The sequence below is a fragment of the Trinickia camelliae genome (assembly GCF_053525655.1).
This window is the reverse complement of sequence record NZ_JBCHAA010000004.1, coordinates 45,858-58,440: the sequence shown is the minus strand read 5'-3', so window position 1 is coordinate 58,440 and position 12,583 is coordinate 45,858. Positions and strand designations below refer to the sequence as shown.

Genomic DNA, 12,583 nt, shown 5'->3' with positions numbered 1-12,583 from the left:
GCCTATGAAAGCTGTAATCCTTGCCGGCGGGTTTGGAACCCGAATCAGTGAAGAGTCGCACTTGAGGCCGAAGCCGATGATCGAAATCGGTGGCAAGCCTATTTTGTGGCACATCATGAAGATCTACTCGCATTATGGGATCGATGATTTTGTGATCTGCCTTGGATATAAGGGTTACGTAATCAAGGAATATTTCGCAAACTACTTTTTGCATACGTCGGACGTCACGTTCGACATGAGCAAGGGAAACGGTATGGAGGTGCATCAGCGCTACGCCGAGCCTTGGCGGGTCACGTTGATCGATACAGGACCAGAAACACTGACCGGCGGACGCCTAAAGCGAGTCCGTGACTACGTCGGCAATGAAACATTCTGCTTTACATACGGGGACGGTGTCGCCGACATCGACGTGAGCCGCCTCGTCGAGTTCCACCAGCGACACGGCAAGCTGGCAACGGTAACAGCGATTCAGCCCCCTGGCCGCTACGGTGCACTGCATACCGACGGCGATCTCGTCTTGAACTTTCAGGAAAAGCCCGCCGGCGACGGCGCATGGATCAACGGCGGCTTCTTCGTCCTTGAGCCCCAAATTTTCGACTACATCGACGGCGACGATACGAGCTGGGAGTCGACGCCACTGCCCAAGCTGGCAGCCGAGCAACAATTGATGACGTACCGACATCACGGCTTTTGGCAGGCGATGGATACCCTGCGCGACAAGAATCATCTTGAAGAGTTGTGGCGGACTACCCCTCCGTGGCGAGTCTGGTCATGAATCAGTTCGGCGACATCTACCGCAATCGCCGGGTACTTTTGACCGGACATACAGGTTTTAAAGGAAGTTGGCTCGCGCTTTGGCTCACACGGCTCGGAGCGCAGGTGACCGGCGCATCTCTTGCGCCAGCAGGCACCCCTAATCATTGGGACTTGCTAAAGCTCGATGCCGTTGACCACCGGATCGATATACGCGATTCCGATGCAGTCGCGCGTCTTGTGGAGGACACCCAACCTGAAGTCGTGTTTCACCTCGCCGCCCAGCCGCTTGTGCGGCGCTCCTATGCCGCGCCCATCGAAACCTGGGCAACCAATGTGATGGGAACGTGCCACGTGCTGGAAGCATGTCGCACCATTTCAAGCGTGAAAGCCATCGTCTCAGTCACAACGGACAAGTGTTACGAGAATCACGAGTGGGTTTGGGGTTATCGCGAGTGCGATCGACTGGGCGGACACGACCCCTATAGCGCCTCCAAGGCGGCTGCAGAACTGGTTGCGGCCAGCTATCGTGCTTCGTTCATGTCGAATCCAGATTCACCGCTCCTCGCGACAGCGCGTGCAGGCAACGTCATCGGTGGCGGCGACTGGTCGGAAGACCGGCTGATACCGGACCTTGTTCGCGCCGTCGCCGGCGGCGTTTCTTTAGAGATCCGCTCGCCGAAAGCAACGCGCCCCTGGCAGCACGTGCTGGAATCGTTAAGCGGCTATCTACTGCTCGGCCAACAACTGCTGACAGGACAAAGTCGCTTCGCAGAGGCATGGAACTTCGGCCCCGACGCCCACGGTAATCGCTCAGTCTCCGATGTGCTACAACGCATTGTAGAGTCGTGGCCAGACGCGAAATGGCACGTAACGAATCAAACTCATCCGCATGAAGCGCAACTGCTCTCGCTCGATAGCACGAAGGCGCACACGATGCTTGGCTGGCAACCCGTGTGGGGCTTTGACGACGCATTGCGCCAGACGGCCGATTGGTATCGGGCATGGCTGACCTCCGGCGAAATCGTCAGCGCGCGCCAGCTCGATCAATATGTCATGAATGCGGCAGCCATCGGTTCGTCGTGGTGCGGAACATGAACCTCAAACCTACTAGCATTCCGGGTGTGATGGTTGTGCAGGCTACGCCCTTTGCTGATCATCGTGGCATTTTTCAACGAGTCTTCTGTGACAAAGAACTCGAATCGATAATCGGCCGACGGCACATTACACAGATCAACCACTCCAGGACAATACGCTGCGGCGCAGTGCGCGGGATGCATTTTCAGCGTGCACCGCACGCCGAAATGAAACTGGTGCGCTGCCTTCGCGGCAAGGTTTGGGATGTTGCTGTCGATTTGCGAACCGATTCCCCGACCTTTCTCCACTGGCACGCAGAGGAGCTTTCGTTCGACAACGGAAGGATGCTTGTCATTCCAGAGGGATGCGCGCACGGGTTTCAGGTTATCGAGCCTGAAAGCGAGCTACTTTATCTTCATACGGCATCGTACGACCCTTCATCAGAGGGCGGCTTGCGGCACGATGATCCAATGCTGAACATCACGTGGCCGCTGCCGGTTGCCGATGTCTCTCAACGAGACCAATTACATCCCCTTCTAACGCCGGAATTTCGTGGACTAACTGTATGAACTGCCGTCACTGTCAAACCCCCTTAGAACACGTCTTTCTCGATTTGGGTTTCGCACCGCCGTCCAACGCATATCTGTCCGAAAGCGACCTAAAGACGCCCGAGACGTATTTCCCGCTAAAACTTTTTGTCTGCCAACACTGTTGGCTTGTTCAAACCGAAGATTACGCGCGCGCGCATGAATTGTTCAAGTCGGACTACGCGTATTTTTCGTCGGTCTCCCACACATGGCTGGCACACGCGAAAACCTACTCGGAGATGGTGACCAAGCGTTTGGAGTTGGGTCAAAACAGCCTTGTCATTGAGATAGCGTCAAACGATGGCTACCTGCTGAAAAACTTTGTCGAGGCCGGCATTCCGTGCTTAGGCATCGAACCCACGGTCAGCACGGCGGAGGCGGCCGAACGTCTCGGCGTTCCAGTGCTGCGTGAATTCTTTGGCGAAGCACTTGCAAAGCGGCTTGCCTCAGAAGGCAAACAAGCAGACTTGATAGCAGGAAATAACGTTTTTGCGCATGTCCCCGACATCAATGACTTTACCGCGGGCTTGAAAGCAGCGCTGAAGCCGCACGGCACGATTACATTGGAGTTCCCGCATTTAATGCGTTTGATCGAACACGTACAGTTCGACACCGTGTACCACGAGCACTTCTCCTATCTGTCGCTCCAGACTGTAATGAAGATCTTTGCGCACGCGGGCCTGCGCGTGTGGCAAGTGGAGGAGCTCCCAACGCATGGCGGCAGTCTCCGAGTGTACGGTTGCCATAACGAAGATCAGCGTGCGACTCATCCCTCGGTAGCTCGGTTGCTTGAGGAAGAAGCTCGCTTTGGACTTGCAAAACTTTCGACTTACGGCAGCTTCCAGTCGCGAGCCGATCAGGTTAAGAATGGCCTGCTCCAATTCCTGCTTGAACAGAAAAAACTAGGGAAAAAGGTCGCCGCATACGGGGCGGCAGCCAAGGGCAACACGCTTCTGAATTACGCGGGGGTCAAGCCAGATTTGCTGCCGTATGTATGCGATGCGGCGCCCTCAAAGCAAGGAAAATATCTCCCCGGAAGCCACGTCCCCATTCTTCCGACAGACGCGCTTCGCAAATACCGCCCCGACGTTGTTCTCGTATTACCTTGGAATATTCTCCACGAGGTCACAGATCAGCATGCCTACGTTAGAGAATGGGGAGCAAGATTTGCTGCTGTAGTGCCGACTCTGAGCATCTCCTGACCTGGTGAACCGCGTACTGGCAGCTCGTGCCGGCGGATACTCAAATCATCCGGCACGATCGCCGCCCTTCCCAGTTGGTCAAAGCGCGGAAGCGAGCGACTGAAGCCTACGTGCGTCTCCCCAGAACGCCATTGGTTCGTGGCTGGGATATGGGTAGTGCCCCAAGTTGAGTGTGATCCGTGCGCCCCGCTCAGCAATTCTTCGCTCGACAAGCCGACGCACGGAAATCGGCTCACCGCTACAGATGTTTGTGATGCCTGTCATTTCGGGATGCTCAATCAGCAACGACAGCCTCTCGGCGACTTCGGCCACCCGCAGGTAGTCGCGCAACTGCTCGCCTCCCGACATATTGAAAATGGCATCTCCGTTGTCAATAGCGCGATCGAGTTGTGCGAGCACACTGTTCGGATTTTGTCCCTCGCCGTACATATAGAACAATCGTGCCCACTGCAGAGTGAATGGCTGCTGCTGGTGCCAGTACTCAAGAAATTTTCGAAGCGTATCTTTCGCCATCGAGTACGCATTCCCAGGCTGAGACTCAAGCGCCTCCGAAAGACACCCGTTTCGCATGCCATATTCAAAGCATGTCCCGGTTACCAGCACCTGCGAAATACCCGCCGCCACAGACTGCTTTAGGAATCGATACGCAGCTGGGAGATTCTCTTCGAAGTGGAACGGCGCCTGATAGTTCGGCAGTCCTGGCCACGCAAGATGGACAACCGCATCTTGGCTGCCTAATGACTCAAAGATATCCGGCTCCACACGACCAATGTCGGTGGCAACGATACGAACTTCGCCAGACCATTCAAGACGGCGCGCCTTTGTTTCGTCCCGCACGAGCGCGACAACTTCGTGGCCTCTGGAAAGCAATCTCGGCACGAGATGCCGACCGATAAAGCCGGTGGCTCCAGTTACGACAACTTTCATGGGGCATCCTGTATCCGGGTCACCTGTCCGCCCACGCACGTTGCGTCACGGACCAACTTCTGCGAGCAAACGCGAGGAGCAAGGTGCACATAAAAATAAGAGGAATCACTTGACGTGCTGATCAATAACGCCTCGGGCTTTGTGCCTGCCCGCCGCACCATCTTAAGATGGCACGTAAGATACGTGAAATATTCAGAATCAAAGATGTAAGATCTGGCGCCTCTGCTCGCGAAACAGAGCGATAGAAGCGACCATGATAGAATTATGACACTTTGGCGAGTGGTTGATAACAGCACCGGCCAGCGTAACCATCCCGAAGCCGCCGGTTGTAATTAAATATACTGTCCCCCTTTTATTGCACACAACCGAAGGAACGCGCCGACTATATTTTTACAGATAAATTTGGGGAGAACACTCAGCCTGTTCGCCTTTTTCTGGCCACGGTGCGATTATGTAGATGAATTGTTAAGCCTACATGGCAAACTTGTTGATAGAAAACCTGAGTAAACCCAAGGTTTTTTGCGATGGATGATTGATTTTCTTGAGAATGTTGAACAATAGCATCGAAAAAATTGCATTTCTGCATATCCCAAAAACAGCAGGGGTTTCGGTTATCAGTTCGTTTGTTAATCGACTTGGAGCAGAATGCTGCCATGCATTTAGTGGCGAAATTTCTGCAGATGCCTTCAAGAACAAAAAATTTGTCTCCGGGCATGTCTATCTCGGCGATATTCAATGCAGTCCGTTCATTTTTACCTTCGTTCGTAATCCACTGAACCAAATTGCGTCGCACTTGATGTGGATCGACCACTATAATCAACCGGAGTACGAACTCGAGCTCAATGGATTCCCCGAGAAAATTAGACAGGAAATACGTAAGCTTGCTAATGTGGACCTGTCAGATGCCAGGTCAATAGACAGATATTTTCAGTCACTTGCTCGCGACTCTGAGATCAGATTAATTAATCTCCAATCGGAGCTACTTACGTTCAAGCGCGGTGGCGTTTCAAAAATATCGCAAACGACTCTCGCGAATAGAGCCATAAAAAATTTAAGCCAACTGGGTTTCATTGGTGTTTCAGAAAATTTTTCATCCGAAATGAAAATCCTTTTTGAAATTCTCAATTTAGGACCCGCCCCGATTATCTCGCGTCTCAACACCTCCCCATCCTCACGGATAGTGGACGTTACCGTGCCCGATATCCGGCGGACACTACTGAAATACGTACAAGCAGATCTACGACTGTACGAGCACGTCATCGCAGCAAAGGAAAATTCATCCGAACCCAGGCGGAATATTTTTTCTGCATTGCGATCCTTTGTAGTCCGGCCTAAATAAATACAATCCGGCATAGTTCGTCTGTCAGGCGGTCACATGTGCGTGACCGCATCCGTAGATACGGTAGCCGGCAAGGTCGTTCAGGCGCTGGATCAGAGGAAGAAAAGAAGTAAGCGTCGAGCCGGCCACACGCGAGTGCCCCGAAACATGACGCGCTGGAGCATCACTGGTTGGACTGAAGCGACCGAAGTCTGGTGCTGGTGCGCAAAGGTCGGATCGAGTTCCCGTCGCCAGACGCGGACGCTGCAACCCTGCGGAGCGATCTCGCGAAGCGCGCCACTGCAAACCTATTTGCCAGCATAGGTGGCGAATAGTATATTCGCTGCACGCTAGAATGTTGAGATATGTCTCGCTAACGCGCTGGGCGACCTACCCGTACTCCGCGCGGTGAGCAACCGAGAGTGTACGGATCATGATGCTTGACCAATTGCTTCGCCGCGGGAACAACAACGCCGACCTCCTTCGCCTAATCGCGGCGTCAGCGGTGATATGGGGACACGCGTACAGGCTGGTTCCTGTACCAGGCGTAGACGAGCCACTTGGCAATCTCCTCGGGTTTGATTATTCCGGCTCACTGGCAGTAAAGTTTTTCTTTTTCCTGAGCGGTATTCTCGTTACGAACAGTTGGCTTACGAAGCCAAACGCGATCCGTTTCGCATCGGCGCGCTTTTTTCGCATTTTCCCGCTGCTGATAGTTAGCTCTTTGGCCACGATGGTCATCATGGGGCCGATGTTAACCTCTATGTCGGTATCCGAGTACTTCCACCATCACGGCGAGCTGATGCATGTGCTCTTGCATCCCTATATCGAATACTTGCTACCAGGTGTGTTTGAGCATGGATTATATCAGCATGTAAATGGCTCGATCTGGACGATCAAATACGAATTGATGCTTTACACCCTACTTTTGGGTGCTGGGATGTGCGGGCTTTTTCGTTTCAAACTGGCCGCCACCGCGGTTCTCTTATCGGTCGCTGTCGTCTGCTTGATCTGGCCTGATGGCATCACCGCAATCGGCCTACCGAATGTTAACAAGGGCGGTCAACTGCCAGCATTTTTTGCATTTGGCTCCCTACTCGCCCTGTACAAAGAACACGTGCGAATAGACGGACGTCTGTGCGTGGGATTGGCGATCCTCGCACTCGCTGTCAGGCATGGTCCCGCCTTCGAGTTTGTATTTCTGCCCACCTTTTTCATCACTGCCTTGTGGGTTATGTCACTGGATATTGTGAAATCGATTAGCCTTCCAGGAGACTTTTCCTATGGGGTTTATGTGTTGGGGTGGCCTGTGCAAAATACTTTCGCAAACCTCTTCCCGAAATCCGGGATACACGAAAACCAGATCATGACGTTCGCGTGCGTGTTTCCGCTTGCGGCTATATCGTGGTTCTTGCTTGAAAAACCATGCATTGCGGTGGGTCAAAAGATTCCAGATCTTTTGCGACGAAGAAATCAGAGTGCTGAAGTAGAAGCCGGCAAAGCGACGTTTGTGCGGTAGGCCTGCCTGTGTTTACCGCTGTAAAAAAGGACGGGATATGATAATCCATTACGATTTGGCCTTGTTTTATCTCGCTCGCAAAGCCGAAGGAATTAATTCATTTCGACGATTCGCCGACTCGTACCGCGCACGGGTTGCTGGATGTCCACATCAACTGGTCATCATCTATAAGGGTTTCGACGGCCAGGATGATCCGGCACTGCACGAAGCATGCGATCTTTTTCGTGAGATCGCCGATAGCCGAAGTGAAGTCTGTGTAACCGACGAGCATTACGACATCGGTGCTTACATTCAAGCCGCACATCAGATCTACGCAAAGCATGTCTGCTTCGTCAATACGCACACCGAGATCTTGGCCGATAACTGGCTGTTGCATCTTCGCAACGCGGTAGAGGATGAATCGGTCGGCATTGCCGGAGCAACCGCATCTTACGAGAGCCTGTATGACTCGCTCGCGGTGTTGGACAGGGTGATATGGCTCGCAGGCTTCGAGCGTGTGGCGTACGACCAGAAACTGGCGGACTATTATCGCTTCATCCTCAACATTCATACGCCGTGGTGGCTTGAAGAAAAGCCACAGAAGGAGCACCGGTACGGGCACTTCTACGAGCGATACCTCGACGAGAAATGGAAGATTTCGTGGCGCAATGCCGTATCGCCCGGTGGCTACAACGACTTTCTCGAGGGCTTCCCGCGATTTCCGAATCCGCACGTTCGAAGCAACGGCTTCATCCTGAGACGCTCGGACTTTCTGAAGTTCTCGGTCCAGCCGACCAAGAACTCAGCGTATGGCTTCGAAAGCGGTCCGAACGGCCTTTCGCAGACGCTTCTGAAAGAAGGGAAACGGCTGGTGATAGTCGATCGCGATGGCCGCTGTGTGGAACAGGAAAACTGGCCGCACGCCCACTGCTTTCGCTCAGGCAACCAGGAAAAGCTACTGCTAGCCGACAACCAGACACGCGCCTATGACCGCCTATCCCAAAAGGAAAAGGTCACGCATCTGATGCTGTCATGGGGCGATGCGATCGCCGAAACGAAGACTGCCTATTCTCTCGGCTACCGATTTGAGACAAAGCGCGCGACGCCACCCGCGCACTACACGACTGACGTACCATACATCGTGGATCATGTAGATTACGGGGTAAAAGCGCAGGGTATCTGTAACGGCAAGAATGACCCGTACCTCAAAAACGATAGCCATTGGCCGTACGACCATTCGGCGTTTATCTGAGCCTCCTCGCTCGTTGACCGAACCGAACGGTCTGACCGAGCAGTCCTACATACAGGATATGTAGCGAAATATGCAAGCGCTTAGAGGAAGGCTCAAGTACTGCTCGGAACGCAGTCGTCATCGAGTCATACGCCTTGCGTTGCTTTGTGTCGCGTCGGTACGTTACGGTGACGGTCCTTTGACTTCGCAAAGCCGAAGGGCAACTCCTAGGTCTGTGCCCGATCGCGTTCTGACATATGCCATTCGATGATGCTGCTAGCTCGATGTGGCGCTACTTCCGGCTGGTCCGCACTCCATCCCTAAGACCCCGCAACATCATTTGGAGTGCTCCGAACCGATTGGGATGAAATAGCATCATGAACACAAAAATCTGCAGCAGGCGAATTACATCCACCCGCCTCCATGCCCAACACGGGTAACTACGCCGTTGAAGTAGAACGCTGTTACGGAACATGTAGTAGTAACGGAAAGGCTTGTGAAATGGCACGTCACGCCAGCGACCGAACCATATTCGCCGACGGCTTTCGCCAAGCGAATGGGTCATGATGGCATCGCAGTGTCCCCACGTTAGATACCCCTTCGCCCGAGCGCGCAGCACCCACTCGGTGTCGACCTGGTCAATGAACAGTCCCTCGTCCATCTCGCCTATCGCATCGAGTGCAGCCATCGAAATGAACGAACCCGAAGAAATCAGGAAATCTGTCACGACGAGTTCCTGATCAGGCATACACTTAGCACGACTAATGTGAAACCTTCCAAAACGGACGTGCTCGGAGAGACGACCACTATCACTGTCTCTGAATCGAGGGCCGACGGCCGCCACCTTCTTTCCCTCTGCGACCAATGCTTCATGGGCCGAACGCAATCGAGGGACCATATCGCGCTCCGGCACGCTATCCTGATCCATCAGCAGCACGAATCCAGCGCCTCGCTCTCGTGCCCAACGAATCCCCGCATTGTGTGCCGCACCTATACCAAGATTGTGACCCAACGCTAGAAAATGGACTCGCGAATCAGCCATCGACCCCAAGAAATTGCCCACATCCTGAGTCGATCCGTTGTCAACCACGATCACGCTGTCTGTCTGGGGTGCGAGCTCCGCCAACTGCTTCGCCAGATGCTCAAAATTCGGCTGGTAACTCACTACGACAGCGACAACGCCTGCTGTTTCCAGTTGCTCGGAATCAAAAGTCATAGTTTTACGTTCAGTGAAGCACTCTTTCTTCTCAGGCCATAAGCAATACGCGCCTCTTAGCTCGGAATGCGCACATTCTTCCACACAGCATCTTCAAGGACTAAGGAGCTGCCGCTAATCCAATGTGCGCAGGCGCTCCCCGAGCCAAATCAATGGAGACCCAACGCGTCGACAATTGCTTGCCGTTGTTTAAACCACGCGTACTTGGACCGCGCATCCTCGCGAGCACTTTCAACTATGCTTCGGTTCGATTCCGCGCTATCAATGGCACGTCGAATAACCGATGCCCATTGATGCGCCTGCGCTATATATCCATTCTCGCCATCACGGATAGCCTTCGCATACGTATATGAGGGCGATGCGATACTTACAGCCCCAACCACCGCAGCCTCGAAGTATTTGAGTTCCGATTTACAATTTGTGAATACGTTTGACTGCAAAGGCATCAAATTGAATTCGACGGAACCAATTAATCGTTGAAGGTTAATATAATCATGAAAAGGCTGACGATTAACTCTCGACCCAAATTTACTTAACGTCGGACCGATTTCTATGTACCCGACAACCATCACTTCGACGCGATTGTCCTTTTCCAGCACATCTCCGAGGGCCGATGCGATGATTTCATAATCCAACTTATGCGACGGCGAACCGCTAAAATAACCTAGATGAATCTTATTATCCCGAGCGTATCCTGAGGCTTGCTTGGCCTTATAGATGTCGTCAGAATAGCTAAGTTGCTCTTTGTTCATGAAGTTCGGCACCACGCTGACGGGCAGCCCTGAAAACGCCGCAATCTTTTCCGCCAAATAGTTGTTGGTCGTGATAGCACCGTCACATAACTTCAGCGCCTGCCCCAGCCGACTAATATACGAAAACCAATAATCCCACTTTGCCGAATCATCGAGATCCTCGGCAAGCGTATTCATAATCAGATGAGCGTAGCTTGTATCGAATACATAGTCATCGATATCAAAAAGTACGCGCTTCCCTCTCCTTCGAAACTTCGTCACCAGCTGATTGACACGGTGGCAATATCGCGACCGACAGATCACCAGAATATCAGCACGATCCGCAATCTCATCGATTTTTGGCCAATCACTCAAAAAAAAGTAACTCGCCGAAACATCTCCAGCCCCTTCATCGTTTAGCACCTGCGTCATGTTGTAAGCGCGGTAACGAAACGTGCTATTGTTCGGCTCTTCGTAAAAATAGGCGACTTTGCAGCTTCCACGCATAAGCATTTTCATCCGCTCGTGCAGTGGAATGATCCACGGATCCGAATAACTTACCGCTGAAGTGTTAATTTTGAACATTGTATTCGCCAGATAACTTCTTAATGATTCCGTCGAATGCCATTGCCCAGTCCACCAGCAAGCCGTTGTTGCGGTAATTTTCCTCGCGCACACGAGAATCGACAGCCATTGTTACCGCTGAGCCGACTGCAGCCACCAATGCATCGCGGTCAAGATCGGCACATATCAAGTTGGGTGAATAGCTACTTAGATCCTGCTTATTGCCAAAGCGGTTCGTCACGACAACTGCGCCGCTCGCAGCGAGATCTAGTGGTGGGTAGCTCGGATGCGGCGTACTCATCAAACTGAGGCCGACGTCCACCGTACCAGCCAACTCAGCATATTCCGACCAATTGAGATTTTCACACCGCTTTGGCCTGTAGCCTCCATCAAAAACCACAGCAGGTATGTCTTTCCCAACCAAGTAAATATCCCAGATATCAAGATCCAAAACTTTTTGCGCGATGGCCTCTTCTATGACTTCGATACCAAGATAGAATAAATTCCGCAAATTGTTCGGTCTGGCATAAAAGAAAAATCGGCGCTTTCCCGATTCCCCATTCTTTCTTGGATAATATACGTTGCTGGGGAAAGCGGGCTCAAACCACGCACCCCTATCTACAATATTACGCAAACCATCCCCAACCAGATGGTCGAAAAGTAATTTCGTATTTATTATGAAACGTATGTCGCGATTCTTTAAAATTGTCTCGCATTTGACTCGATCATCTCCATACGGATAGAACATCCGCTCGTCTTCCTGCAGAAGATAAATAATCGAGTCCTGCCGAACGCTCGGCAAAACCGCAGCCGTCGTCCACCACGAAGTGGTGATAAAAATATCATCGTCGCGAACATCAAGCTCGCTCTTCTTATCGAAAAACGCTGCAAACTTGAATTGCAGGTCATATTTTAGCTGGATGCCATATAGCGACAAAACATGGCCAACATCCTCGGACTGCGCGCGCTGCGTGCGAGTTATGATTCGAAGTTGCGCGTCGAGTTCGTTGGCTAGCAGAGCCGCGAATATGACAGCCGTGCCCACTCCGCCGAACATACTTCCGCTCCCAACGCTATCGGTCACAATACTTACCCGACGAATGCCCGACCTGGGGATGGAGTACACCTGCAAAGGTGCCAACGACTCAAAACGGACACGAGAAAGTTGCGCAACTGTTTTTTCCACCGCATCGCCGCCGACCAAGGAATCGGAGGTCTTGTTTAGTTTGCCCGCGAGTTTTCTATAAACAAGCTGCTGCAGAGCCGGCGTCCCATGGGTTTTCCAATAACAATAAACCCGATATGCTCGATCAATCATCAGCAGCCCTCCCTCATTTTTTCTTTAATAAACACTATTAAATTAACCATACCAATCTAACCATTGCCACTTTAAAGCCGAAATCGCTCTTTCCGCGCCGAATTCTTCGCAAATACTCTTTTGGCTCAGCGCCGCAGAATCGAGTATTCGATATCACAATG

The 12,583-nt window shown here is 52.3% G+C and carries 11 protein-coding genes; 7 read left to right on the top strand and 4 right to left on the bottom strand.

Annotated features, from left to right (window positions below):
- Window positions 1–4: 4 nt before the first annotated feature.
- From rfbF to AAHK20_RS08545, 4 genes are read left to right on the top strand one after another with little or no spacing between them, the layout of a single operon-like run.
- Window positions 5–775 carry a glucose-1-phosphate cytidylyltransferase gene (rfbF, locus tag AAHK20_RS08560; RefSeq protein ID WP_449181034.1) on the top strand — a complete coding sequence of 257 codons (771 nt, stop codon included), beginning with the start codon at window positions 5–7 and terminating at the stop codon, window positions 773–775.
- A complete protein-coding gene (gene rfbG, locus AAHK20_RS08555) occupies window positions 772–1,851 on the top strand; it encodes a CDP-glucose 4,6-dehydratase (RefSeq protein WP_449181033.1) in 1,080 nt (359 codons plus the stop codon). The genes rfbF and rfbG overlap by 4 nt, the downstream gene beginning before the upstream one ends.
- A complete protein-coding gene (rfbC, locus tag AAHK20_RS08550) occupies window positions 1,848–2,399 on the top strand; it encodes a dTDP-4-dehydrorhamnose 3,5-epimerase (RefSeq protein WP_449181032.1) in 552 nt (183 codons plus the stop codon). The genes rfbG and rfbC overlap by 4 nt, the downstream gene beginning before the upstream one ends.
- A complete protein-coding gene (locus AAHK20_RS08545) occupies window positions 2,396–3,619 on the top strand; it encodes a methyltransferase domain-containing protein (RefSeq protein WP_449181031.1) in 1,224 nt (407 codons plus the stop codon). The genes rfbC and AAHK20_RS08545 overlap by 4 nt, the downstream gene beginning before the upstream one ends.
- A gap of 78 nt (window positions 3,620–3,697) precedes the next feature.
- On the opposite strand, the gene AAHK20_RS08540 is transcribed toward AAHK20_RS08545, so the two are convergent.
- Window positions 3,698–4,546, bottom strand: coding sequence for an NAD-dependent epimerase/dehydratase family protein (locus AAHK20_RS08540; protein ID WP_449181030.1), 849 nt, complete (start codon window positions 4,544–4,546; stop codon window positions 3,698–3,700).
- Between the two features lie 550 nt (window positions 4,547–5,096).
- On the opposite strand from AAHK20_RS08540, the gene AAHK20_RS08535 reads away from it, so the two are divergent.
- The 3 genes from AAHK20_RS08535 (at window position 5,097) to AAHK20_RS08525 (ending at window position 8,614) form a co-directional block, all read left to right on the top strand.
- Window positions 5,097–5,885 carry a hypothetical protein gene (locus AAHK20_RS08535; RefSeq protein WP_449181029.1) on the top strand — a complete coding sequence of 263 codons (789 nt, stop codon included), beginning with the start codon at window positions 5,097–5,099 and terminating at the stop codon, window positions 5,883–5,885.
- Between the two features lie 412 nt (window positions 5,886–6,297).
- The gene (locus AAHK20_RS08530; protein ID WP_449181028.1) at window positions 6,298–7,383 is read left to right on the top strand and encodes an acyltransferase family protein; all 1,086 of its coding nucleotides are present in this window, start codon (window positions 6,298–6,300) and stop codon (window positions 7,381–7,383) included.
- A 37-nt stretch (window positions 7,384–7,420) separates the two neighbouring features.
- Entirely contained in the window at window positions 7,421–8,614 is a 1,194-nt protein-coding gene (locus AAHK20_RS08525; protein WP_449181027.1) for a hypothetical protein, read from the top strand.
- A gap of 271 nt (window positions 8,615–8,885) precedes the next feature.
- Here the strand turns inward: AAHK20_RS08525 and AAHK20_RS08520 are convergent, their stop codons facing one another.
- The 3 genes from AAHK20_RS08520 to AAHK20_RS08510 form a co-directional block, all read right to left on the bottom strand.
- Entirely contained in the window at window positions 8,886–9,809 is a 924-nt protein-coding gene (locus AAHK20_RS08520) for a glycosyltransferase family 2 protein (protein WP_449181026.1), read from the bottom strand.
- A 149-nt stretch (window positions 9,810–9,958) separates the two neighbouring features.
- Window positions 9,959–11,125 carry a glycosyltransferase family protein gene (locus tag AAHK20_RS08515; RefSeq protein WP_449181025.1) on the bottom strand — a complete coding sequence of 389 codons (1,167 nt, stop codon included), beginning with the start codon at window positions 11,123–11,125 and terminating at the stop codon, window positions 9,959–9,961.
- Window positions 11,112–12,422 (bottom strand): rhamnosyltransferase WsaF family glycosyltransferase, encoded by a 1,311-nt coding sequence (locus AAHK20_RS08510; protein ID WP_449181024.1) that lies wholly within the window; start codon window positions 12,420–12,422, stop codon window positions 11,112–11,114. Before AAHK20_RS08510 ends, AAHK20_RS08515 begins: the two co-directional genes overlap by 14 nt.
- Between the last annotated feature and the right edge of the window lie 161 nt (window positions 12,423–12,583).